We start from the raw sequence: 24027 nt of genomic DNA on the forward strand, positions 1-24027 counted from the left end.
TCGAAAAATTGCGTGGTCTGAGTATGGTATGCAAGAGGGAGTCAACTCCATTAGACCTTGGTCTAGTTTTAAAATTTCCTTTATATTTAGGCTGTTGCACTCGAAAATCTGGCTAGATTTCAGCCATTATTTATCGCACAATAATGGAAAAAAGAGCAAAAATATGAATCTCACCTTAGTCGTCGCCGTTATTGCTATTTGTTATGTATCACTTTTATTCCTTTTAGCCTGGGGGGCGGAGCGCTGGTTTAGCGGCGTGACCAAGAAGCTGCAAGTGGTCATTTATGGCTTAAGCTTGGCGGTTTATTGTTCTTCTTGGAGTTTTTTAGGCACGGTTGGACAGTCGGCTAAGGATTTTTGGTCGTTCATTCCGATTTTTATCGGCCCAATTCTTATCTTCACCTTAGGGTTTGGCATGTTGCGCAAGATGGTCCTCGTGTCCAAGGCGCAAAATATTACCTCGGTCGCCGACTTTATCGCCGCCCGTTACGGTAAGTCACAAACCTTGGCGGCCATTGTTACCCTCATCGCGCTATTTGGCATCATGCCTTATATTGCGCTGCAACTTAAGGCGATGGTGTTCAGCCTTAATCTATTTCAACCCGCGGATGACCCCTTAAATGGCATTATGATTGCGCTACTGATCACCGCGCTGTTAGCCATATTTGCCATTCTTTTTGGCACTCGTAAGCTCGATGCTACCGAGCATAATCCCGGGATGATGCTGGCTATCGCATTCGAATCCTTAGTGAAACTCGCAGCATTTTTGCTGGTGGGGATGGTGATTAGCTTTGGCGTATTTGACGGGTTTGGCGATATTTGGCAGCAGGCGAGTGATAAAGCGTTAATTCATCACCCAAACCCCCGTATTGAAACCTTGATGCCTGAACTGCTTGTCGGCATGGCGGCATTTTTGTGTATGCCGCGCCAATTCCATGTGATGGTGGTGGAATGTGCCGATGAGTCTGTTTTGTCTAAAGGGCGTTGGTTGTTTCCGCTGTATTTGGCCTTATTTGGCCTATTTGTCGGGCCACTGGCATTAGCGGGTAAATTGATCTTGGGCGATAGCGTTGCCGCTGATACCTATGTGATTAATTTACCGCTTGCGTTAGATCATCCGCTGCTGGCGGTGATTGCGCTGTTAGGCACCTTATCTGCGGCGACGGGGATGGTGATTGTGGCCGTGGTGACAATCAGTGTTATGGTGAGTAACGAATGGCTTGTCCCTGTGATGTTACGTACTGGCAATATCCGCGAGAAAAACTTCAGCCAGTTTTCACAGATGCTACTAAATGCCCGCCGCCTAGCGATTATCATCATCCTTGGGTTGGGCTACGGCAGTTATCTGGCGCTGGCTGACAGCGACTCGCTATCGCATCTGGGGATGCTGTCCTTTGGTGCTTTTGCCCAACTTGCACCCGCGTTAGTGGGTGGACTCTACTGGAAACACGGTAACCGTGCAGGGGTGTTTTTAGGACTCAGTGTGGGTTTTAGCTTGTGGTTTTACATCATGCTCAGTGGTATGACGGGTAACCAAAGCCCAGCGACATTAATGTCTAGTAATTTCGACCTATTAGATGCTATTACACCGAATGTGCGTGATGCGCTTACGGCGTTATTTGCCAATATTGCCTGTTATGTGTTGGGCTCGATTTGGTTCAGGGCCGGGGTGGCCGAGCGTATTCAGGCCAGTGCTTTTGTCAGCCCTGGTAAGCTTAAAAATAATGCCAATAAGAAAAGCGGCCCTATCTCGCAGCAGGATTTATTGATTTTAGCTAGCCGCTTTGTGAGTCCAACCCGTGCCTATGAAAGTTTTAGTCGATTCTCTACCGAAGCGGTTAAAAGTGACAGTTGGCATAAGGCCGCGACTCCAGAACTGATTGCTCATACCGAGCGTTTACTCGCTGGCGTGCTCGGCGCTTCGAGTGCTTCTTTAGTTATGGATTCGGTTTTACAAGGTCGTGACTTGGCCTTAGATGAAGTCTTTAGCCTTGTGGATGAAGCCTCATCCAAAATCATGCTTAGTCAAGATATGCTGCGCGGCGCTATCGAGCATGCCTACGAAGGGATGAGCGTGATCGACAGCGACCTTAACTTGGTTGCATGGAACTACAAATATGTCGAGTTATATCAATATCCTGAAGGCTTTTTACAGCAAGGAATGCCTATCAGTGAAGTGATCCGCTTTAATGCCGCCAGAGGTTATTGTGGCGATGGCGATATAGAACAACAGGTTGAAAAACGTGTGCAGCATATGCGTAATGGCACGCCCCATACTTCAGAGCGGCAACGTAAAGACGGTAAAGTGATTAAAATTCAAGGTAATCCTATGCCCGATGGTGGTTTTGTGATGACCTTTACCGACATTACCCAATATCGTGAGCAAGAACGGGCGTTGCTCGAAGCCAATGAAACGCTCGAGTCGCGTGTTAAAGAACGTACCTACGAACTAGCTCTGCTAAATAGTGAGTTACTTGAGGCCAAAGCACAGGAAGAAATGGCTAACGCCTCTAAGAGTCGCTTTTTAGCGGCGGTGGGGCACGATTTAATGCAGCCACTGAATGCGGCAAGATTGTTTACTGCGTCGTTATCCCAATACCCTAATTTGGATCGCGAGGCACGCACTACCTTATCCCATGTGAATAGCTCGCTTAAAACCGCCGGCGAGTTGCTCACCGACTTATTGGATATTTCTAAGTTGGATTCTGGCATGGTCGAAGTGAACCGCCGCGACTTTGCTATATCTGAGCTACTCAATGGTCTGTCGGTCGAATTTGAGGCGATGGCGGCGGACAATCAAATTCGCTTTAAGATGATCCCCTGCAGCGCGACGGTGAATTCTGATCCTTCTTTGCTCAGGCGTGTGCTGCAAAACTTTTTAACCAATGCCTACCGTTATGCCCGTGGTGGGCGAGTGCTGTTTGGTTGCCGTCATCGCGGCAGCGAATTGGAGATCCAAGTACTCGATACGGGCTGTGGAATTGATGAGCATGAAACTCATGAAATATTTAAAGAGTTTAAACGCTTAAATAATCCACGTAGTAAAAGTGTCAGCGGTTTAGGCTTAGGGTTGGCAATTGCCGATAGGATAAGCCGGGTACTTAACCACAGTATTCAGGTGTCTTCACAATTGGGGCGTGGCTCTGTGTTTTCCATTACGGTTCCCTTAGGGGAAACCGTGCGCCAGCCGCAGGTGAAGGCATTGCCATCGTTATTACAACCGTTATCAGGGATTAAAGTATTGTGTATCGACAATGAGGAGGCGATTCTTGCTGGGCTTGAAAGCTTACTCAGTCGTTGGCAATGCGAGGTGATTTGTGCCAAAGACTTAGCCGACGCGCGGATTAAGTTAGGCCTTAAAGGCGTGGCGCCCGATATCGTGTTAGCCGATTTTCACTTGGATGATGGTCAAAACGGTGTTGATGCGATGGATGGGATCCGCGCACTCTATGGCAAAGAGTTACCGGGCATTTTAATCACAGCGAACACTCGCAAAGAGCTGGTGGAAGATGTGCAGCGCCGCGGTTATCACTATATGGCCAAAATGATTAAACCGGCGGCGCTGCGGGCATTGATATCAAGCCTGGTCAAGAAGGCTTAATAACTTGCAGCCATGGCGATTAGCCATGGCTGATGCAGATGTTTTGGCCTCGACTTGCGTCATCCGAAGTGGTTTTCGATGGTGTAATAGTGGCCGCGACTTGCTTCATCGCCTGAGTCAGCTGTGTGAGTTGAGCAGGGCTTATCACATAGGGCGGCATAATATAAATCAGGTTGGCAAAGGGTCTAACCCATACGCCTAGGTCGACAAATTGCTGCTGCAGCGCCGCGGTATTCACCGCTTGGTGCATTTCTAACACACCAACCGCGCCAAGCACGCGCACCTCTTTCACGCTGGGAATATCGATGGCATCGGCAAGCTCACGCCGCATTTGCTGCTCGATGGCAGCAACCTGTGCAGGCCATTCCTGCTGATTGATTAAATCTAAGCTTGCGCAGGCGGCAGCGCAGGCGAGGGGATTGCCCATAAATGTGGGGCCATGCATAAAGACGCCGGCGGGCGATTGGATAATGCCTTGGGCGACGTTATCCGTGCATAAGGTGGCTGCAAGGCTGATATAACCGCCCGTTAATGCTTTGCCTAGGCAGAGAATGTCGGGCGTGATGTCGGCATGTTCGTAGGCAAATAACTTACCGGTTCGGCCAAAACCCGTGGCAATTTCATCGAGGATAAGCAGCACATTATATTCATCACACAGGGCACGCAGGCCGCGTAAATACTCGCTGCTGTAGAATCGCATTCCCCCTGCGCCCTGCATAATCGGCTCGATAATCACGGCGGCAATGTCTTGATGTTGCTCGCGCAATATACGCTGCATGGGTGCTAAATCGTCTTGGTGTAACGATTCACCAAAGGGCGTTTGCGGCGCATCGACAAAACACTGTTTAGTGACTGCTTCACCAAACATGGTATGCATGCCACCTTCGGGATCGCAGACACTCATGGCAGCAAAGGTATCGCCATGGTAGCCCTTCTTCACCGTAAGAATGCGCTGTTTTTGGGCCTTTTGCGCTAAAGGTAAATCTTGCCCCTGCCAATATTGCAGCGCCATTTTGATAGCAACTTCGACGGCAATGGAGCCTGAGTCGCAGAGAAAGACTTTAGTGAGGGGTTCGCAGGTCATCGCCAACAGTTTTTTACAGAGTTCAATGGCGGGCTCGTGAGTAATGCCACCAAACATGACATGGCTGAGTTGCTGCAGTTGCCGCTCCATCGCCGTTAATATTGCCGGATGACCATAGCCATGCACGCAGGCCCACCAAGAGCTGGTGCCATCAATCAGTTTACGGCCATCGACCAATTCCAGCTCGCAGCCTTGGGCACTGTGTACCCCAAAAACAGGAAGTGCGCGAGTCATAGAGGTATAAGGGTGCCAAATATGGGCGCTATCAAAGTCAAAATCGAGTAAATTGCGCATAAAAGCTCATAGCGTTGATTTAAAATTAATCAGTGGTAAACCTGTATCACTGGTTGGCGTTGACAGTTTAAGGGCTGAGGTTATCCTAGCCAAGGTAAAATACAAAAATAAAAGGGTGTTCAATGTCGCATTTGCAAGTTCGTCATGATTGGAAGCGGGAAGAAATCGAAGCCTTATTTGCGCTGCCGATGAATGACTTATTATTTAAAGCCCACAGTATCCACCGTGAAGTGTACGATCCTAACGAAGTGCAGATCAGCCGCTTACTGTCGATCAAAACCGGTGCTTGTCCAGAGGATTGTAAATATTGTCCGCAGAGTGCGCGTTACGACACTGGCCTTGAAAAAGAGCGTCTCTTAGCGATGGAAACCGTGCTCACCGAAGCGCGCAGTGCCAAAGCCGCGGGGGCTTCGCGTTTCTGTATGGGCGCCGCCTGGCGTAACCCGAAAGATAAAGACATGCCATACCTTAAGCAAATGGTGCAAGAGGTGAAAGCCCTCGGCATGGAAACCTGCATGACCTTAGGGATGTTAAGCGCCGAGCAAGCCAACGAGTTGGCCGATGCGGGCCTTGATTATTACAACCACAATTTAGATACCTCGCCTGAATATTACGGCGATGTGATCACCACCCGTACCTATCAAAACCGTTTAGATACCTTAACCCATGTGCGCGCATCGGGCATGAAAGTTTGCTCTGGCGGCATTGTTGGTATGGGTGAGAAGGCCACAGACCGCGCGGGTTTATTGCAACAACTGGCGAATTTGCCTCAGCATCCTGATTCTGTGCCCATTAACATGTTGGTCAAAGTAGCGGGCACCCCCTTCGAAAAACTCGATGATTTAGATCCGCTGGAGTTTGTCCGTACCATCGCCGTGGCGCGTATTTTAATGCCTAAGTCCCGTGTGCGTTTATCGGCGGGCCGTGAAAACATGACTGACGAACTGCAGGCTATGTGTTTCTTTGCGGGCGCTAACTCGATTTTTTACGGCTGCAAGTTATTGACTACGCCAAACCCCGAAGAAAGTGACGATATGGGGCTGTTCCGCCGTCTGGGTTTACGCCCTGAGCAGGGCGCAGCCGCGACTATCGATGATGAGCAAGCGGTATTAGCTAAAGCTGCGGCTCACCAAGATAAAGCCGCGTCTCAGTTTTATGATGCGGCTGCGCTATAGACACAGTGTATAAATGCGCTTTGTTAAGCGTTGGAGCGCTTTACCTTCTAAAGGATTTATGGCGCTTACGTTTAGCAAGAAAATCCTGAGCAAGAGAATATGAGTTCACCACTCGCGTCAAAACTGGCTTCAAAAATCCGCGCCCGTCAGCAAGCCTTAGCAGAGCAAGGTTTGCTAAGGCAGCGTCAAGCATTATCAACCGATGCTGTACTAAGTCACGCTGAGCCGCAGTTTTGCTTTGAGGGGCAAACTTATCTTAATTTCAGCAGTAACGACTACTTAGGGCTTTCTCGTGCGCCCGAATTGATTGCGGCGCTACACCGTGGTGCACAGCAATATGGTGTTGGCAGCGGGGCATCGCCACTGGTGACGGGCTACAGTGAGGCGCATTTAGTGCTGGAAACCAAGCTGTGCCAGATAACCGGATTTGAGGCAGCGCTACTGTTTAGCTCAGGGTTTAGCGCCAATACCACGCTCTGTAAAACCCTGTTCGATAAGCAAGATGTGGTGCTGGCGGATAAGCTGGTTCACGCGTCTATCATCGATGGTTTACGCGATAGTGGCGCCGATTTTAAACGCTTTTTGCACAACTCAACTGAGAGTGCGGAGCGGCTGTTAGCCAAAAACACGGTTTCAGCGCTGATCACTGAAAGTGTGTTTAGCATGGATGGCGATATTGCACCGATAAAGGCCTTATCGAGCCTTTGCCGCGCGCATAATGTGTGGTTGATTGTCGATGATGCCCATGGCTTTGGCGTGTCTGATATTTTTAATCAGCCAGCTGCCAACCTTATCGATATCCAGATAGTGACTTTTGGCAAGGCATTAGGCTGTCAAGGCGCAGCAATTCTGGGTAGTCGAGAGTTGATTGCGTTTTTAGTGAGTAATGCGCGGGAATATATTTATTCCACTGCACTGTCACCGGCCAATGCTGCGCTAGCTTTGGCCGCAGTTGAACACTGTGAAGCTCATCCTGAACTTAGGCAAAAGTTGCAGCGTAATATCTCGATTTTTAAACAGTTATGCCAAGATGCCGATATTCCACTTCTTGGTAGTGACACCGCGATTCAACCTCTGATCATCGGTGATGCCGAGCAAACCTTATTGGTTGCGCAAAAGCTAAAAGCCATGGGGATTTGGGTTGGGGCAATTCGTCCACCAACCGTGCCCGTAGGCTCAGCAAGATTACGTATTACTTTGAGTGCATGCCATAGCGAGGCGGCAATTCGGTGCTGTGTTAAGGGCATTGCGCAAGTGCTGGCCGAAGTTGCACTACCTAGGGTATCTGAGCGTCCTGCGCGATAAGCTAATGTTTTCGATACTGCTTATGGCCGACGATTCGATGCCTTAATCTTGAGAGTTGAAAGATCAGAGTTTGATTTAAAAGTGAGAATAACCAGAGATGTCCATGCCGCTTGGCGTTAGCCTTAATCCCCATGAGCCCGCAGATCAGCTCTCGCATATTGCCGAGCGGTTTTCAGCAGCAGCCAAGAGCTATCAAGAGCATAACTGTTTGCAGCGTTTAAGCGGTGCGAGTTTGTTGCAGGGATTTGTAGCCAAGGGCGCAATTCTTGATATTGGCGCAGGGCCGGGGACTGATTTTGATCATAATGCCACAGGCACAGATATCAGGGTCTATGCACTCGATATCGCTTTGGGCATGCTGCAACAACTTCAAGCGACTTTCCCTAGCTACCTATGCGTGTGCGGTAATGCCGAGCAATTACCCTTTGCCGATGCGTGCATCGATAATATTTACTCCAATTTAGCTCTGCAGTGGTGCCATGATTTTTCGGCGGCAACCAGTGAAATGGCCAGAGTCTTAACATCGGGTGGAGAAGCTCATCTGAGTATCGTAGCGGCAGGTAGCCTTGAGCAGTTATCCAATCTTGGTTTGAGGGTCAACAGTTTCTTATCCCTTGAAAGCTTACAAGCGGCATTTGACGACACAGATTGGCAATTTCTTGATGTGAAGCTCATGCCAATGACCGTCTATTTTCAAGATCTTAAAGCCTTACTCTATTCCATTAAAGGCGTGGGCGCATCGGTGCAATCCTCAGTACAGAGCCTAACTTCTTCTGAATCCGATGCCCATTTAGGTAAATTGCGTGGCCGCCACGATTGGCAGGCTTTACAACAACGCGCAGAGCAATTTCGTGAGGCACAGGGCCTGCCTTTAACCTATCAGATCGCCCAATTTCGTGTGCGTCGGCAAGGCGGCTCGGTATAAATCTCTAGCAACGGTTTGGCGCATAGTTGGCCAACAGATTAACAGGTAAAAGGCATGTTTTTTGTAACAGGAACAGATACCGATAGCGGTAAAACCTTAGTATCGACTGCACTTTTGACCGCATTCAATCGTGAAGTTCTGCGCGCAGGGTTTTCGCGCTCAAGTCTTGGGGTAAAGCCTGTTGCCTCAGGCTGTGAAATCACTGAAAAGGGTTTGCGTAACAGTGATGCATTAAAACTGATGTCGGCTTCATCCCTTAAACTGAGCTATGAGCAGGTGAATCCGATTAGTTTTGAACCTGCGATTGCACCGCATATTGCAGCAAAACAGCAGAGAGTTAATTTATCCCCCGAGGCGATTTTAGCTAAGTTGGATAAACAGGCGTGGGCACAAGCTGATTTTTGTTTGATCGAAGGAGCGGGCGGTTGGCGTTTGCCTTTAGGGGAAGGGCGCTACTTATCTGAGTTGGTACAACAGCTTAATTTACCCGTCATTCTTGTGGTGGGAATGAAACTCGGTTGTCTAAATCATGCGTTATTAACTCAAGAAGCGATATTAGCCGATGGCTTAACGGTCGCAGGTTGGGTGGCAAACTGTGTCGATCCCAATATGAGTGTGTTCGATGAAAACTTAGCGTCGCTTAAAGAGATGATGGTATCGCCTTTTCTCGGGTGTATTCCACATCTTAAGCAGGCGGATGCGGACCATGCCGCCAATTTTATGAATATTCAGCCCTTATTGATGAAATAAGCTTATTCAAATAATAAGTTTGATATCAAAACAGAGGCAATATCGCCTCTGTTTTTGTTAGTTAGTGTAGATTTAATTTATTGTGTCTAAAACTTAACGCGATAGCCAATATTAAAGGCAATATCGGTGCTGTTATCCATATTGAAATAGTTTTCAACAATAGAGAATTCTATTGCACTGGTATCTAAATAGTAACGGTAGCCGAGTAATATTTCGTTCGAGGCTTTTGAAAAATCATTTTCGGTTTCGAGTAAGCCCTGATAGTGATGTAATTCAAGTAACCAGCCATGGCGACCCGTTAAATATTCATAACCGAGATTGACGGAATAAGCATGATTATCGTAGCTTATCCCCGAAAGAACCTCATTACCCTGCCTAAAACTAACAGCTGCGGTAGAATGAACATGATGTTTTTCATAACGAAAGCTGTAATTAAGCTGTAACGCTTGTTCAAAGCTTTCATCTTCAAAGGGGCCTGAGTCGACATAGTTATAATATAGGCTGCCTCCTAAAGATAAGCCCTGATATTGGTTTTCAAACAATTGGTAGCCAACATAAAGTATGACGACATTATTGAGGTTTTCGCCTGAAATATCTTGCTGATTAACGCCATCTTTAGAAAATATTTGATTTTGATGTTTAGCGGCATCTTCACGACCATTTTGACTAAAACCAAATGCATCATGAAACCACATAGTTACTGAGTCTAAGTGATTATCGCCACTAAAACGCCAGTGATAACCGGTATCTATCATCCATTTATCATTGACTTGCCAAGTCAGTCCTCCTTCAAGGGTGTTGTGATAGTAATCGGCAAAATAGTCATCGGTTTCAGCCCAAACACTGGCTGCACTTGCGGATAAGTGCAGCTCTTTTTGACCTTCAGGTAACGAAAACCCTGATCTTAACATCGGTGTTAAACTGCCTGCTTGGGCCGGTGATTGCGCATAGGTGCGTAAAGGACCATAGTCACTAAAATCGACGGCAGTTGCCAAGACATTCGGGGGAAACAGTAACGAAAGCGTGAGAACTGATTTCAAGTGTGAAAATGGCATAACATAAATATCCGTCTAGATGATGAGTCAGCTAGATTTGATAGGTTGAAGAAACTTAGCATGATCAAGCGAGATTAATGGATAACATTAAGATAAATGTTAACCTTTATCGCCATGTTAACATCTTGTTTACAAGTTAAATCAGCAAATAGCTGAGTAACACTAAGGCTAGCCAAAATGCTCGTCCAATCATTGGTAATAAATAATATAAGATAAGTAACGTACTTATAATTAAGAATATTGTCGTTGGCTTACGAAAATACGCAGCATTTAATGTAGGTAACTTCATTTTTTCTCTAACATATTGATGATGCGAAAAATAACTAAACACTGAATAGGATGAGCACAATAGGTAGATATCTTATAAAAACGTAGCTTGTGTGAATATTCAGTTTTTTTGAGAGGCTAATATAACGCCGTAGGATTGGGGTGTAAATGTTATGAGATGCTAAATAGGATTCAAAAACTGGAACTGAAAATCCATATTTTTGTTAGAGAAAAACAATCCTACTTATTCCGAAAAATACTGTGATAAGTCATCGTAAATATTAAACTGTTTAACTGTAAGGTTATTATTATGAGTGTGGAAATATTGATTTTACCCATAAAAAACGCCGGATTTCCGGCGATTTTTATGGTGTTAAGCAAAGCGCAAATCGAGTCTTAGTTTATCGACCTAGGGCCAATCATCACTGTTCCAGCGATATAACCAAGTAGCGGCGACAGGTTTTTCATCTTTACGCAATTGAATGCGCAATTCTGCCACATTGGTACTTTCAGGCTCAAACGTAATGAAGATCCGAGCACCATTAATTTCAGGGTGAGCTACTATCCGAGATGAGAGGATTTTACCCTTACTGATACTGGCATCAATTGTAATTTTTTCAATATCTTGTGGCTTGATATTGCTGTAGTCGATAAGGAGTTCTTTGCCTTTAGCCTGTTTTTGTCCCTTAGAGCTACGAATTACCCGTGCTTTGTTTGTAAAACTAGGGCTGTCATTAGACGCTGTAATTCGGTAAGAATAGCGATAGGGCTCAGCCTGCTTTAATCCCCCCTGAGGTTCCCAATAGGCGACGATATTATCATTGGTTTCGGCGCTTGATGGAATTTCAAGCAGTATTAATTGCCCTTTACCCCAATCGTTTAATGGTTCAATCCATGCAGAAGGACGTTGTTGGTAGTTCGCACCAAGATCTTGATAGTAGTCGAAGTTACGATGGCGTTGGATTAAGCCAAAACCCTTAATATCTTCGTCACCAAAGGCACTGATTTGCAGTTTGTTTGGGTTATTGAGTGGTCGCCATAAACGCTCACCGTTACCTCGATCAATTTGTAATCCTTCAGAGTTATGTACAGCAGGACGATAATCGGGTTTGTCAGGCGTATCTAAACCACCATAAAGAAACATGGAGGTCAGTGGTGCTAGGCCAACGTGGGCGATATCTCGGCGCGGAAAGAGGGTGACATCGACGTCAACTCGTGTCGGTGCTCCGGGATAAATACCAAAGCGATAGGCACCTGTAACACTCTGACTATCTAGTAATGCGTGTACCACAATCGCTGTTTGATATTTAGAGGGCCGCTCTATCCAAAAACGTTTAAATAAGGGATATTCTTCACCTTTAGGTTGGGCAACATCAATGGCTAACCCGCGGTTTGATAATCCATAGGTTTGGCCCTTGGATAATGCACGAAAATAGCTTGCCCCTTGAAACATAATGAACTCGTCTTTGACTTCATCGTCATTGATGGGGTAATGAAGTCGAACGCCTGCATATTGTCCTACCTGCGTGAGTAATTTCTCAATGGTATCATTGGGCACACTAAAGGAAGATTCTGTTAACTCGATAGGAAAAGCTCGGCTATTTTCAACGACATCAATATCCACCAAATTTTTGTATAAAAAACCGGGCGCAAAAAGTTGCACTGAAAACTTAGTGGGTGTTCCGCCCCAAATCGCAGCGTTTTCTTGATAATTGATCTTGCCATAAGTGGCGTAATCTAAGTCGATCAGTTCCTTCGGAGCCTTTCTAGCTTCTTTGAATGGTTTTTGAGCCAGTTGCTGTGCTAACTCAACGACGGTGTCATGGGAGAATGCCTTAGCTTTTTTATCATCGCTTGCATTGGCGGCATAGGCGGGGGCTAAACTACTGATGCTCATTATGCCGGCCAGTATAGACCCAAAAAAAAGTGTTAATTTGGTCTTTTTATGACCGTTCATCGGGGTTGAATGGTTCAATGTTGAATGCAGTCGCAAAATGAAAACTCCTCACTTGGATGGACCAAGGGTAAAAAAATACTCCTGTGCCTTGGTCATAACTCCCTAATTTTAAATAACTTAGAAAATTTGTTTCAGAATGTAGCTAGGGGTAAATGCAAAAATTAATCTTGTTTATCAAGGTGTTCGACAACGAAATTAGTGCAGATACTTAAGTGGTGCAAGTTTTTTCTCCTGCGGGAGATATGCCGATCCTTGCATGATGAAAGGATATTGATAGCGCGCAAGGTCAATAATCAGTCTAGTCTTTTGTCGCGTTCAACTCTTAAAGGAGCGGCATTTGCATGTTAAGTGGTTAGCTTAGTGTGAATGTTACCCTATTTACCACGATGAATGCCGCTAACGAGATCTTATTTTAGCAAATGAGATAAATCGCTACCTACGGGAATAGGGAGCTCCTGCTGTTCGCCACAGAATAAATAGGCAGGGTTATCACCCAACAGTGATAAAGTGTCTCCCTGTCGCCATAGCGCACTGCCTTCAACAATGCCAATGACGGGCGTGATCGGATCGACACGGGTAAATTCGAGTAATCGCTGAGCTCGAGTTTCACCGTTATGTCCTGGTGCACGGTAGTTTGAATAATGTGGATTTACCTGAAAAGGCACTATGTTTAGGGCCGCGAATGATGGCGGTTCAATGATCGGCATATCGTTAGTTGTACGAATGCTTAATCCAGATACATTTGACCCTGCGCTCCAACCAATGTAAGGCTTACCGCTAAGGACTTCATTACGAATAAGCTGCACAAGATCGTACTTATACAACTCATGCAAAAGATGAAAAGTGTTGCCGCCACCAATTAAAATACCGTCGGCATCTTTAATCGCTTGGCGCGGATCAGGGTGTTGATGAATACCACTAATATCGAGTTTAAGCTCACTGAGTCCCGTCACTACAGAGGCTAAGTAGGTATCGTAGCTCATGCTTACCCCTGCATAAGGAATAAAAATCCATTTTTGTGCGTGAGCGGTGAGTGGTTTGATAAAAGGCAGCGCATGGGAAAGATAAGGCGTGTCACCAACACGTGAACTGCTTAGCAGTAGGGCATTAACGGTCATTTTTTTATCCTTAAATCTCAGAATGTGCAGGCATGTTAACAAAGTTTAATTACGATAAACATAGATAAACACACATGAATTTGGCTGTAACACTGACAGCGCCTAGATTTAAGTTTGGCTTAATAGACTGTCCCTAGACTCACGAGCCATGAAAGGCTGTGTCTAAATTGAGAGAAAAATTAGCGATTAGAAAAACTCTTACCTTTACCCCTTGAATTTCGATTAATTGGACATATTATGTCTTTGAACAAAATAAATGGCACCTTTGTGCCGTAAAGGAGCTGATATGAAGCGTATATTTTTATTGATTGCGACTAACCTAGCCGTGTTGCTAGTAGCCTCAATTGTAATGTCTATTCTAGGCGTGAATACGTCTACTATGGGTGGACTCTTAGTGTTCGCTGCGATTTTTGGATTCGGCGGAGCCTTCATCAGCTTAGCGATTTCAAAATGGATGGCGAAAAAGACCATGGGTTGTGAAGTAATCACCACCCCACGTGATAGCACTGAGCGTTGGTTAGTGGAGACGGTTGCCCGCCAAGCCCAGCAAGCTGGGATTAAAATGCCAGAAGTGGCAATTTACCAATCGCCGGAGATGAATGCATTTGCAACTGGCCCAAGTAAGGACAACTCATTAGTTGCCGTGAGTACAGGTCTGTTGTATGGCATGAGTCAAGATGAAGTCGAAGGCGTACTTGCCCACGAAGTAAGCCACGTCGCTAACGGCGATATGGTCACTTTGACCTTAATTCAAGGCGTGGTGAACACCTTTGTAATCTTCGCGGCGCGTGTTGTTGCAGGCATTATCAACAACTTCGTCTCGAGCAATGATGAAGAAGGCGAAGGTTTGGGCATGTTTGCTTATATGGCAGTGGTATTTGTTCTTGATATGTTGTTTGGTATTTTGGCATCAATTATCGTGGCTTACTTCTCACGTATTCGTGAATACCGTGCCGACGAAGGTGCAGCTCGCTTAGCGGGCAAGCATAAGATGATTGCAGCACTTGAGCGTTTACGCCAAGGCCCAGAAAGCTCAGCAATGCCAGCACAAATGTCTGCTTTTGGTATTAACGGCAAGCGTTCAATGGCTGAGTTAATGATGAGCCATCCACCTCTAGAGAAGCGTATTGCGGCTTTACAAACTCGTTAATTGAGTCCAAACGTTCATCAAAAGGAGACCTAGGGTCTCCTTTTTTATTAGGGCTTTTCTTTTGCTGATGATTAAGCTAGGGAGGCTTTTAGTTGTAATTGGTAGGTTGTGACAATGTAAAACTCTTATATAAGCATGTGGTTACATGATGCAGCGCACATTTTACCCTTGAGTATATTGATAAAGTTACTTTGCATAAGATTGTGTTGCTTATTACTCAATCCTTAGCTAAGTTAAATCGAGTCGTGCTATTTATATTGGTTGCAAGATGGAAGTCACCCCTGACAAGAATTTCCACTGTCAATCACCATTGGAGGATACAATTGTGAGCAAAAAACTATTAAGTGTGCTTTTCGGGGCAAGTCTTGCAGCGCTAGCGCTGTCACCAACCGCATTTGCCGCGGATCAAAAATTATCTGACTTCCACGCTGAATCTGGTGGTTGTGAAAGCTGTCATAAAGATGGTACGCCATCTGCTGATGGTGCCTATGAGTTTGAACAATGCCAAAGCTGCCATGGTAAGCTTTCTGAAATGGACGCAGTACATAAGCCACACGATGGTAATTTAGTCTGTGCTGACTGCCATGCGCCACACGATATGAACGTAGGTCAAAAACCTACCTGTGAAAGCTGTCACGACGATGGCCGTACTCCGGCATCTATTCTGAAGAAGTAAGTTTGACTTCAGATTGAGCTTGATAAAACGCCAGCAAATGCTGGCGTTTTTTATGCTCATTGAGTTGACCTCATTCGTCCTTCGGTTGTCCTTGAATAAGCTTTTTGCCTGAAAACATGGCTGAGATAATACCAGGTTGGCGTTTGACTTCTGTGTAGACCACTGCAAAAACATGCAGCATGATCAACAGCATCAATAAATACACTGCATAGACATGTACCTCTCCTACAAGACCTTTTATGGGTTTTATCACGTTAGCTTTATCGGTATCGACGCCCGTTGCATCGTAGGGTTGTAGGCTACTCGGATCAACATTGGTGGCCGCAAGGTACTGTTGGACTGCACTTCCCAGGGGTGGATAGTAAATATCGGTACCGGCGCGGATCAGCCCAGTAATCATAATCGTGACTAATAAGAGCATGATAGCGAGAACGGCGAATTTTCCTTTAGGGTTGTGACCTAGATATTGGGGATTTTTACCCGCGGCAAGTTCTGCTTTATAGGTTTGTAACTCGGCCTTGCTATTGGCATTGGGGAACATATGACTAAAGCGCGCGTATTTGTTACCCATAAAGCCCCACACTAAGCGGAACAGTAAATTAATCGCAAAGCCATAGCCAATGATGACGTGCAGGGTCTTAAGCCCAATTTTGCCGGAGAGTTCGGTTATACCTAAGTCGCTGCGAAACATCATTATACCGCCCACGATAAGCAGGGCGAGTACGAGGATGACATTAATCCAGTGGAACAGACGCGTAGGTCTGTCCCAGACGGGGTAGGATTGTATTTCAATAGGGCTTGGTTGCTGGCTGGACATGGTATTTCCTTATGTTTTGTATTGATTTGATCTTACGCCTTTCTGTTAAAAATAGCGCATTATTTTCAGTTTAAATTAAGCCTTCTGCTTGACAATGATTTGTCCTAAAGTTGTAGAAGTTTTTGATTTGCGTACGGTAAATATTTTTTACGTAAGTCTTTTGAATCTGTTTTATCTAATGCTAATATCGTGTGCACGATAGACTTGGAAGTCTATTGAACGGATGTTGAAGTGGTATTGAGAGATGTTTCTCCTCTCAAAATAAATAATCGTTAACCAGACAGGGAGTGAGCAGGATGTTCAAAATATTACATTGGATTGTAGTGTCAAGATCGCAAGTTCTGATGGAATTGCTTGCAGGCCGCTGGCCTCAGGAGTTTCTGGTGAAGCTGTCGCAAGTCAGTCCAGATGAAATGTGCGATCAAATCAAAGATAACCAAGCCTCTATGGTGGTGATTGACCTTTCCACTGTTGATCTTCAGAAAGCCTATCAATTTCAACGCTTGCTTGCCCGTGAACACCCGAGTGTGCGAGTCGTCTACATTCAATTCCCTAAACAGGTTGATGCCCGTTTTTTAATGCAAGCCTCGACTACGGCAGGGGTGTTTTATCTGGATGCAGGACTGACAGAAATCAGCCTTGGCCTGTCTAACATCCTGCGTGGACACAGAGTGATCCCCATCCAATTGGTGAATGGGGTAAATGATGACTTTGGATTGTTCGAAGACACTGAGCCATTAACCATCCGTGAGCGCGAAGTGTTACAAGCCCTGCTGTCTGGTAGCACTAACCTCGATATCGCGAATCAATTATTTGTGAGTGAGAGCACCATTAAGACTCACTTGTACCGTGTGTTCCGTAAGATTGGTGTGTCAAGCCGTGGGCAAGCCATTGCATGGGCGCAAACCTACTTACACGATGTGGTGGTGTAACGCGTTGTTGATGGGGCCGCGAAACCAATATTCAATTGAACAACTTAAGAATCAAATAAAAAGGGGCAATCGTCGATACGATTGCCCCTTTTGTGCTTTATGGGTTAAGGACTATTGCATTAAAAACTAATGCATTAAAAATTAGTGCATTAAAGGCTAATAGATTAAAGATCAACGACCTAACCAAGCCTGCAGTTTGTCTTTATCTGTGATACTTAAGGCAACCGTATCCTTAGGCGCCTCTGCAATAATCAGTTCTCCCGTCATCAATTCATCGCGTCTAAACCAATGCAGGCTTAAGCGTTGTCCGAGTGGGTATTGCTGAAGCTGCGCTTCAAATTGACCTGTCACCTGTAGATTATCCGCCGCAATTAAGATATCTCCGGCACTTAAGCCCGCAAGGTGCGCAGGGCTGCCTTGGGCAACAGTGATTACTTTAAGGCCCATTGGCGCAGCTTGCGTTTTAGCGCCAAAGGCAATCCCATACCCTTTGGCCGTGCCACCGCCGACATCCTGCGCACCATTGCTCGCGCGTAAGGTCAACTCAACCCCAAACTCGGCAAGTAGCGGTGCCAGTGGGATATCGTCGGTATTGTCTAAATAGGCGAAGAGATCTTGGCAATCACGCCCCAGTAAGCGTTCAATAATCCTTTGATGGCATTCATCCGTGGTGCCGCGATTTTGCAGGGCATATTCCTGCCACAGAATGGTCATTAGATCGTCGAGGTTGTATTTTCCTTGAGTCTCGCTTCTTAGGGTTAAATCCAGATACAGCGCAAACAGGGCGCCCTTAGTGTAATAACTGATAATGGCGTTTTGGGCGTTCTCATCCTGCTTATAGAACTTAGTCCAAGCGTTAAAGCTCGAGTCCTTAATGCTTTGTTTAAAGCGGCCTTGACTGCGGTATACCCGGGTAAAGGTTTCGCTCAGCATATCTAAGTAGCTTTGCTCATCGACTAAGCCTGCGCGATAGGTAAGGAAATCATCATAATAGGAGGTGATGCCCTCATAGGCCCACAGCTGCGGCGTATAGGTTTCCGCCTCGAGTTGATAGGGTAAGAAGCATTCTGGCTTGATGCGCTTGACGTTCCAGCTGTGGAAATATTCATGGCTGCAGAGCGATAAATAAGTGCGGTAGTCGTTATTTATCGGCGCATCCATCGACAGCGGTAAATCTTTGCGTGAGCACATGAGTGCTGTCGATGCCCTATGTTCCAAACCACCAAAGCCATTGTCGAGTACTGTCGTCATAAACAGATAACGTTCAAAGGGCGCTGGCGTGCCAAACAGCTTGATTTGATACTCGCAAATTGCCTTTAAATCTTGGCAGAGTCTCGGCATATGGGCGCGGTGGCGACCGTTTAGTACGATATCGTGTCTTACGCCGCAGGCTTCAAAACTGGCGTGGGTGAATAGCCCCATCTCAACTGGATGATCGATAAGTTCGTCATAGCTTTGCGCGCAAAACTCACCAAAGGCAAATTCATCACCGCTTTGGCGTGTCATGCTGGTGGCAAGGCGCCATTCATTTAGGCTCTGCTCGGTCGGCGCAGCCATAGTCACTGTGTGTAAGCCTGCCTCAAAGCCGTGGGCGGCTAAAAATACACTGCTACCGTTAAAGAAGCCGTGGGTCATATCCAGATGCGCAGTGCGTACCGACAGGTCCCAAGCATAAACTTGATAGGTTAAGGTCAGTTGGGTGGACTGATGTTCGACCGACCAGGTTTGTTTATCCAGTTGAGTGAGGTGGAGCGCCTCACCATTATCGCCTGTGGCTTTAAGATCGATAATATTCTTGGCAAAATCCCGCACCATATAACTGCCGGGAAGCCACGCGGGCAGGCTAAAAACTTGCTTAGGGTGGGGCTTTTGTACCGTCATAGTAACGGCGAACAAGTGCGCCTTGGGATCGACGGGAATGATGTGATAGTGGATCATAATTTATCCTGTAAAACCGCTGCATTTTAATGGGCGTCATGCTGCCAAAAATGCGCACAACAGGCAAATGAAACGCAAAATATCTGGAGACACAAAGCGTTGAATTGCTAGTATACTATCCCAATTAACCCAAGGAGGACTCCCCATGGCCGAAGAAACCATTTTCAGCAAAATTATCCGCCGCGAAATTCCCGCCGACATTCTGTATCAAGACGAGCTGGTGACCGCTTTTAGAGACATCTCGCCAAAGGCGCCAACCCATATTCTGATTGTGCCGAATCATTTGATCCCAACCGCAAATGATATGAAAGCCTCGGATGAACCAGCACTCGGCCGGATGATGACTGTGGCAGCCAAACTGGCAGCAGAGGCGGGGATTGCCAAAGACGGTTATCGTTTGATCATGAACTGCAATAAACATGGTGGACAGGAAGTGTACCATATCCACATTCATCTCGTCGGCGGAGAGCCACTGGGACCTATGTTGAGCCAAGGTCAATGAAGGTAAATCCTGAGTTTTTTCCGCTGACTCAAATGGCGCAGCGATTTGTCGATCAGCTCGCCCAGTGCCGTCGCTTAGGGTTAACCGTGCTCGAAGCCAGTGAGCACCATGTACTGATTGAGTTGCCCTACAGCACTGAGTTAATTGGTTATCCCGATACTGGCGTTATCCACGGCGGGGTGATCACCACCCTGATGGACACCGCCTGTGGCAGCGCGGTGGTGAGTGCGATTTTTCAAAAATATCAATCCTTAGAGATTTCGCCCACCCTCGACTTACGCGTCGATTATATGAAGCCCGCGCAGCCCCATAAATCGGTTTATGGCTTTGCCGAGTGCTATAAATTGTCATCCAATATCGCCTTTACCCGCGCCATCGCCTATCAGGACAGCATTGATGATCCTATCGCCCATGCGGTGGGCTCCTTTATGCGTATCAGCCCTGAAATGGTGGGCGATGCCTTTAGGCAAGCCTTGATGGGAGAAGCCGTGCCGTCTTTAGGAGAGACAGATGAACTCAAATAAGCCGGCCGAGCCGAAAACCCTCGATGTGCAGGGAATTGTAAAACGCGCTACCGAGTTGAACGACTTTGGTCATCTGCTCGAACATGTGCCTTATGCTAAGTTTATTGGCATGAAGGTCGAGCGCTTTGGCGATGAGCTGATTTTCAAACTCCCCGCTAAGGACGACAATATCGGTAATCCCATTCTGCCCGCGATTCATGGTGGGGTAATTGCTGGTTTTATGGAAATGTCAGCCATAGTGCAATTAATGGTGTTTATGCAAACGGCAAAAGTGCCAAAAGTGGTCGATTTCTCGATTGATTACCTGCGAGCAGGCCTGCATAAAGACAGTTTTGCCGAATGCCGTATCACCCGTCAGGGGCGACGGGTCGCCAACGTGAATATCAATTGTTGGCAAACCAATCGTAAGCAGTTGATCGCTACCGCAAGAGCGCACTTTTTGATCGATTAATCGCGAGCGCGGGGCATGATGAGCACGTTAAGCATAAGTTCAGCTGACGTCGCGTAGTGTCATTGCCCATCCGTTGTTCGGCACCTAGGTTTTTGTGAGTGAGGGAAAACAAAATGAAAGCAATTTACAGTGGATTAATCTTGGCAGCAGCACTGACACTCGGCGCCTGCACTAATACGGCGGGCATTTCGGTGAACTCACTGGGAGAAACCCGTGTCGATAGTAAGAGTTTTGCCCGTGATATCAGTGTCGAAGGGGTTGAGGCGCGCCGTGTTGGCGATCTTATCCAAGGTTCGGCGCTGATCGTCAGCAAGTCCTCAAGCGATATGCGAGTGCAATATAAGTTCACTTGGTATGATGCCAGCGGTTTTACCATTGAAGATGAAGCCACCAGTTGGAAATCGGTGAAATTACACGGCAAACAACAGCTACAAGTGTCGGCTGTGGCACCAAATGCCCAAGTGGCGAAATTCGATGTTTATGTGCGCGAGACCCATTCAAACTAGATTGGTGTTTGTTTTAGTAAAGTCTGTGCCGGATTCTCTATATTTAAAAAGACTTACTCTTTTGGGTGTAAGTCTTTTTATTTGTATCAAATACAATGTGTTAAATGAGATTTTGTTATTAAGTTTTATGATGCTAAGTGTAAACGTTGCGATAAATCATCCACTTTTAACAAAAAAGGGGGATTGCAACAGAAGATCCGGACTTTAGTCCTAAAAATATTTCGCGGTTGAGCACTACTATCTGCATATTACCACATGAGGATAGATCTATGACGGCTCATATTAATGCGCAACCTACTGATTTTGCAGAAACTGTTATTATGCCCGGCGATCCGCTGCGGGCTAAATATATTGCAGAAACCTATCTTACCGATGCCGTAGAAGTGACTAACGTTCGCAATATGTTGGGTTACACAGGTTATTACCAAGGGCAACGCATTTCGGTGATGGGCCATGGTATGGGTATTTCATCTATGGTGCTCTATGGCCATGAGTTGATTAATTTTTTCGGCGTTAAACGTATTATTCGTATCGGCAGTTTAGGGGCGACCCAACAGCATGTCGAAATGCGCGATGTGATTTTAGCTCAAGCCGCTGGCACGGATTCCCCAACGAATGCTAAACGCAGCAGTGGCTACCAAATGGCGACCTCAGCCACCTTTTCCTTACTGCACAAAGCCTATACCAAAGCCAATGAAAAAGGCATTAGCGTGAAAGTTGGCAACGTATTTAGTGGCGATCTTTACTATGATCCTGACGAAGATATGATCCCGGCGCTTGAGCGTTTCGGGGTGTTAGGTATTGATATGGAAGTGGCAGGACTTTATGGCTTGGCACATCAACAGGGAATTGAATCCTTAGCCATTCTGACCGTGTCGGACCACTGTTTAACTGGTGAAGAAACCACGGCGCAAGAGCGTCAATTATCCTTTAATAATATGATCGAGCTCGCCTTAGAAACCGCGCTTAATTAGGGTTAACGCTATCCTTTGTACTCTTAGCATTTCACTGATGGAATGACAACATGAATAATAAAATCACCTTAACCGCAATTAGTTTTCTCGCTAATTTTATAATGGCGGGCTTTGCCACTCAATTTGGGATGCTGATTGAACCCATAGCGGATAAATTTGCAGCAAACGTGAATGACGTTGCTTCAATATTCTCCTTGCTTAATGGTGGCGCACTGGCAGGGACTATTGCCGCTTTTTTCTTTATTGAAAAATTGGGTATCAAGCGAATTACCTTAATTAGTTACAGCCTAGTGGCATTGTGTGCTGTCGCGTTACATCTTACCACTTCGCTACAAGTGGTGATGATAGCCATGACCTTGATTGGTTTTTGTGGCGGTGTGGGGCTATGTATTGCGGGTACGATAGTGGTATCAGTGTGGCAAGAGAAATTACAAAGCACCATGCTCGTCGTGCAAGATGCCACATTTAATATTGCGGGGGTTATTTTCCCTTTAATTACAACTTACGCACTCACAAGTTCATTGTCATGGAGTTACAGTTACTTAGCCGTAGGTTTAGTCGCGTTAGGAACCGTGATTATTACTTTGTTCACTAATTTTTCACTATGTGAGCAATCATCGAATACGGAAGATAAGCAACAATCTGAATGGAATTTCGGCATTATTAGCGGTGGCATTGGGTTATTTTTAGGCATGTTGGCGCTGTATACGTTTTTAACCTGGGCCCCTTTATTTGTTAAGCAAAAATTTGATATTCCATTTGAAGACGCGGGCAATATTATTACTCAATATTGGTCAGCTGCACTGATTGGTGCGTTAATTTCGACGCTGATTGTGACTCGGGTAAAAATCCACCATTTTCTAGTCGCAATTATCGGCCTGGCTATGGTCATCACCTTTATGATTGTGACAACTGATAAGCTTAATTGGATCGGTTATTTAACCTATGGTTATGGCTTTGTGTGCGCAGCTCTTTACAACGCATTTATTGCTTATGGTGTGTCTTTTGTTAAAAAGGCGAGCAGTAAAAATGTGTCTTATATTCTGATCAGCGGCAGCACGGGGGCGATGTTTAGTCCCGCCATTAGCTCATTCTTTGAACGTATTATTGGATTGCAAACGGTGATGTATGTTATTCCGCTACTTTATGTTGCGATATTTATCATGCTGATTGTTTCAGGTCGAATGAAACCTGCTGCGGCCTAAAGTCCATTTGCGACGTTAATTGATTTGGCCCACTCTTGCGAATGAATAACCTCGAGAGCGGGCTTTTTTAATTTGGTTATATCGCAGCTTCAACGAATTGTTTAAGGGCATTGAGATCTTTAATCCTTATGCCTTCTTTATTGCGTTCAATCAGGCCACGTTCTTCAAGCAACTGTAGTGCCCGTCGGTAAACTCGATCGGTTGTACCAAATCGCTCCGCTTCTAAATAACGCTTACTAAAGCCATCAACGGGTAAATCATTTAAATATTCGTGGTAAATATCATATGCCACGTTATAGCTGATGGGATACAGCAGGCGCCGGGTAAAAATATCGACGGTGTCTTGGTAGTCAATGGCAATGGCGCTGGCAAAAAATAACGCTAGCTGTGGGTGCTGGCCGAGGGAATATTGTAGTTTTTCGGCGCTAATGACCATGATTTCTAAGGCTTCATTGGCAATAATATCCAATTGGCAGTGATATTGAGTAAAAAACTCCATTTCACCAAAGAGTTGCGAATCACAATCGATAGTCCCCAATTGAAAACATCGACCATTTCTGGCGGTATGGCCAAGCGACACGCGCCCTTGTTTTACCAACACCAGTGACGTCATGGCTTCACCTTGTGTCATTAGATGGGCGCCTTTTTTAAGCATTTTAACTTCGCTGATACAGCTGAGTATCACCGCTTCAATAAGGGGATAGTCTTGCTCCCATCGCTGGCTATAACGTCCTTTGGCTAACGGTTTTAGCTGCATTGAGTATGATCCTCTCATCCTATGTAAAATGGCGGCCTTCTATAACATTATCGTGATAAACGGT

General features: G+C 45.9%; 21 protein-coding genes. 14 read left to right on the top strand and 7 right to left on the bottom strand.

Translation table 11 applies throughout. The features are described 5' to 3' along the window. Positions 1-163: 163 nt before the first annotated feature. Positions 164-3601 (top strand): NahK/ErcS family hybrid sensor histidine kinase/response regulator, encoded by a 3438-nt coding sequence (locus JM642_RS08530; RefSeq protein ID WP_037427492.1) that lies wholly within the window; start codon positions 164-166, stop codon positions 3599-3601. 19 nt (positions 3602-3620) lie between these two features. Here JM642_RS08530 and bioA read toward each other — a convergent pair whose 3' ends face one another. Beyond that, the gene (gene bioA, locus JM642_RS08535) at positions 3621-4979 is read right to left on the bottom strand and encodes an adenosylmethionine--8-amino-7-oxononanoate transaminase (protein WP_203433441.1); all 1359 of its coding nucleotides are present in this window, start codon (positions 4977-4979) and stop codon (positions 3621-3623) included. Between the two features lie 122 nt (positions 4980-5101). Between bioA and bioB the strand changes: the two genes are divergently transcribed. From bioB to bioD, 4 genes are all read left to right on the top strand, one after another. Then, positions 5102-6154 (top strand): biotin synthase BioB, encoded by a 1053-nt coding sequence (bioB, locus tag JM642_RS08540; protein WP_203433443.1) that lies wholly within the window; start codon positions 5102-5104, stop codon positions 6152-6154. A gap of 99 nt (positions 6155-6253) precedes the next feature. After that, complete coding sequence (locus JM642_RS08545; RefSeq protein ID WP_203433445.1) at positions 6254-7459, top strand: 8-amino-7-oxononanoate synthase; 1206 nt, start codon at positions 6254-6256, stop codon at positions 7457-7459. A gap of 97 nt (positions 7460-7556) precedes the next feature. Next, on the top strand, positions 7557-8384 hold the full coding sequence (gene bioC / locus JM642_RS08550) for a malonyl-ACP O-methyltransferase BioC (RefSeq protein WP_203433447.1): 828 nt from the start codon (positions 7557-7559) through the stop codon (positions 8382-8384). Positions 8385-8438: 54 nt separating this feature from the next. Next, a complete protein-coding gene (gene bioD / locus JM642_RS08555; RefSeq protein ID WP_203433449.1) occupies positions 8439-9134 on the top strand; it encodes a dethiobiotin synthase in 696 nt (231 codons plus the stop codon). An 86-nt stretch (positions 9135-9220) separates the two neighbouring features. On the opposite strand, the gene JM642_RS08560 is transcribed toward bioD, so the two are convergent. The 3 genes from JM642_RS08560 to pepE form a co-directional block, all read right to left on the bottom strand. Further along, on the bottom strand, positions 9221-10189 hold the full coding sequence (locus JM642_RS08560; protein ID WP_172587797.1) for a DUF3187 family protein: 969 nt from the start codon (positions 10187-10189) through the stop codon (positions 9221-9223). A 676-nt stretch (positions 10190-10865) separates the two neighbouring features. Beyond that, positions 10866-12449, bottom strand: a complete 1584-nt coding sequence (locus JM642_RS08565) for a glucan biosynthesis protein G (RefSeq protein ID WP_047535085.1) — start codon at positions 12447-12449, stop codon at positions 10866-10868. A 371-nt stretch (positions 12450-12820) separates the two neighbouring features. Further along, positions 12821-13531 (bottom strand): dipeptidase PepE, encoded by a 711-nt coding sequence (gene pepE, locus JM642_RS08570; protein WP_037419465.1) that lies wholly within the window; start codon positions 13529-13531, stop codon positions 12821-12823. Positions 13532-13817: 286 nt separating this feature from the next. Here pepE and htpX point away from each other — a divergent pair, with 286 nt between their 5' ends. Continuing rightward, positions 13818-14681: a protease HtpX gene (htpX, locus tag JM642_RS08575; RefSeq protein WP_037419467.1), complete on the top strand. Its 864-nt coding sequence runs from the start codon at positions 13818-13820 to the stop codon at positions 14679-14681. A 325-nt stretch (positions 14682-15006) separates the two neighbouring features. Beyond that, positions 15007-15357: a cytochrome c3 family protein gene (locus tag JM642_RS08580; RefSeq protein ID WP_037419470.1), complete on the top strand. Its 351-nt coding sequence runs from the start codon at positions 15007-15009 to the stop codon at positions 15355-15357. A 70-nt stretch (positions 15358-15427) separates the two neighbouring features. Here JM642_RS08580 and JM642_RS08585 read toward each other — a convergent pair whose 3' ends face one another. Further along, on the bottom strand, positions 15428-16174 hold the full coding sequence (locus JM642_RS08585; RefSeq protein WP_140907391.1) for a cytochrome b/b6 domain-containing protein: 747 nt from the start codon (positions 16172-16174) through the stop codon (positions 15428-15430). A gap of 296 nt (positions 16175-16470) precedes the next feature. Between JM642_RS08585 and JM642_RS08590 the strand changes: the two genes are divergently transcribed. Beyond that, positions 16471-17106 (top strand): LuxR C-terminal-related transcriptional regulator, encoded by a 636-nt coding sequence (locus JM642_RS08590; RefSeq protein WP_011717426.1) that lies wholly within the window; start codon positions 16471-16473, stop codon positions 17104-17106. Between the two features lie 171 nt (positions 17107-17277). Here the strand turns inward: JM642_RS08590 and JM642_RS08595 are convergent, their stop codons facing one another. Beyond that, on the bottom strand, positions 17278-19044 hold the full coding sequence (locus JM642_RS08595; protein ID WP_203433451.1) for a PDZ domain-containing protein: 1767 nt from the start codon (positions 19042-19044) through the stop codon (positions 17278-17280). A gap of 145 nt (positions 19045-19189) precedes the next feature. Here JM642_RS08595 and hinT point away from each other — a divergent pair, with 145 nt between their 5' ends. The 6 genes from hinT to tsgA all read left to right on the top strand — a co-directional run bounded on the left by hinT (position 19190) and on the right by tsgA (position 23206). Next, a complete protein-coding gene (gene hinT / locus JM642_RS08600; RefSeq protein WP_011623075.1) occupies positions 19190-19546 on the top strand; it encodes a purine nucleoside phosphoramidase in 357 nt (118 codons plus the stop codon). After that, positions 19543-20070 (top strand): PaaI family thioesterase, encoded by a 528-nt coding sequence (locus JM642_RS08605; RefSeq protein WP_099458255.1) that lies wholly within the window; start codon positions 19543-19545, stop codon positions 20068-20070. Before hinT ends, JM642_RS08605 begins: the two co-directional genes overlap by 4 nt. Next, positions 20057-20521: a PaaI family thioesterase gene (locus tag JM642_RS08610; protein WP_037419481.1), complete on the top strand. Its 465-nt coding sequence runs from the start codon at positions 20057-20059 to the stop codon at positions 20519-20521. Before JM642_RS08605 ends, JM642_RS08610 begins: the two co-directional genes overlap by 14 nt. A 113-nt stretch (positions 20522-20634) precedes the next feature. Then, on the top strand, positions 20635-21027 hold the full coding sequence (locus JM642_RS08615) for a YcfL family protein (protein ID WP_099458254.1): 393 nt from the start codon (positions 20635-20637) through the stop codon (positions 21025-21027). Between the two features lie 269 nt (positions 21028-21296). Next, positions 21297-22001: a purine-nucleoside phosphorylase gene (deoD, locus tag JM642_RS08620; RefSeq protein ID WP_037427467.1), complete on the top strand. Its 705-nt coding sequence runs from the start codon at positions 21297-21299 to the stop codon at positions 21999-22001. 50 nt (positions 22002-22051) lie between these two features. Continuing rightward, the gene (gene tsgA / locus JM642_RS08625) at positions 22052-23206 is read left to right on the top strand and encodes an MFS transporter TsgA (protein WP_047538945.1); all 1155 of its coding nucleotides are present in this window, start codon (positions 22052-22054) and stop codon (positions 23204-23206) included. 76 nt (positions 23207-23282) lie between these two features. Here the strand turns inward: tsgA and JM642_RS08630 are convergent, their stop codons facing one another. Continuing rightward, entirely contained in the window at positions 23283-23963 is a 681-nt protein-coding gene (locus JM642_RS08630) for a Crp/Fnr family transcriptional regulator (RefSeq protein ID WP_188871557.1), read from the bottom strand. Between the last annotated feature and the right edge of the window lie 64 nt (positions 23964-24027).

This window comes from Shewanella sp. LZH-2, from assembly GCF_016859145.1.
Classification (GTDB): Bacteria; Pseudomonadota; Gammaproteobacteria; order Enterobacterales; family Shewanellaceae; genus Shewanella; species Shewanella xiamenensis.

What these genes read in the sequence shown, in the direction of transcription:
- JM642_RS08530 (WP_037427492.1), top strand. Translation starts at nt 164, where the DNA reads ATGAATCTCACCTTAGTCGTCGCCGTTATTGCTATTTGTTATGTATCA.
- bioA (WP_203433441.1), bottom strand. Translation starts at nt 4,979, where the DNA reads ATGCGCAATTTACTCGATTTTGACTTTGATAGCGCCCATATTTGGCAC.
- bioB (WP_203433443.1), top strand. Translation starts at nt 5,102, where the DNA reads ATGTCGCATTTGCAAGTTCGTCATGATTGGAAGCGGGAAGAAATCGAA.
- JM642_RS08545 (WP_203433445.1), top strand. Translation starts at nt 6,254, where the DNA reads ATGAGTTCACCACTCGCGTCAAAACTGGCTTCAAAAATCCGCGCCCGT.
- bioC (WP_203433447.1), top strand. Translation starts at nt 7,557, where the DNA reads ATGTCCATGCCGCTTGGCGTTAGCCTTAATCCCCATGAGCCCGCAGAT.
- bioD (WP_203433449.1), top strand. Translation starts at nt 8,439, where the DNA reads ATGTTTTTTGTAACAGGAACAGATACCGATAGCGGTAAAACCTTAGTA.
- JM642_RS08560 (WP_172587797.1), bottom strand. Translation starts at nt 10,189, where the DNA reads ATGCCATTTTCACACTTGAAATCAGTTCTCACGCTTTCGTTACTGTTT.
- pepE (WP_037419465.1), bottom strand. Translation starts at nt 13,531, where the DNA reads ATGACCGTTAATGCCCTACTGCTAAGCAGTTCACGTGTTGGTGACACG.
- htpX (WP_037419467.1), top strand. Translation starts at nt 13,818, where the DNA reads ATGAAGCGTATATTTTTATTGATTGCGACTAACCTAGCCGTGTTGCTA.
- JM642_RS08585 (WP_140907391.1), bottom strand. Translation starts at nt 16,174, where the DNA reads ATGTCCAGCCAGCAACCAAGCCCTATTGAAATACAATCCTACCCCGTC.
- JM642_RS08590 (WP_011717426.1), top strand. Translation starts at nt 16,471, where the DNA reads ATGTTCAAAATATTACATTGGATTGTAGTGTCAAGATCGCAAGTTCTG.
- JM642_RS08595 (WP_203433451.1), bottom strand. Translation starts at nt 19,044, where the DNA reads ATGATCCACTATCACATCATTCCCGTCGATCCCAAGGCGCACTTGTTC.
- hinT (WP_011623075.1), top strand. Translation starts at nt 19,190, where the DNA reads ATGGCCGAAGAAACCATTTTCAGCAAAATTATCCGCCGCGAAATTCCC.
- JM642_RS08605 (WP_099458255.1), top strand. Translation starts at nt 19,543, where the DNA reads ATGAAGGTAAATCCTGAGTTTTTTCCGCTGACTCAAATGGCGCAGCGA.
- JM642_RS08610 (WP_037419481.1), top strand. Translation starts at nt 20,057, where the DNA reads ATGAACTCAAATAAGCCGGCCGAGCCGAAAACCCTCGATGTGCAGGGA.
- JM642_RS08615 (WP_099458254.1), top strand. Translation starts at nt 20,635, where the DNA reads ATGAAAGCAATTTACAGTGGATTAATCTTGGCAGCAGCACTGACACTC.
- deoD (WP_037427467.1), top strand. Translation starts at nt 21,297, where the DNA reads ATGACGGCTCATATTAATGCGCAACCTACTGATTTTGCAGAAACTGTT.
- tsgA (WP_047538945.1), top strand. Translation starts at nt 22,052, where the DNA reads ATGAATAATAAAATCACCTTAACCGCAATTAGTTTTCTCGCTAATTTT.
- JM642_RS08630 (WP_188871557.1), bottom strand. Translation starts at nt 23,963, where the DNA reads ATGCAGCTAAAACCGTTAGCCAAAGGACGTTATAGCCAGCGATGGGAG.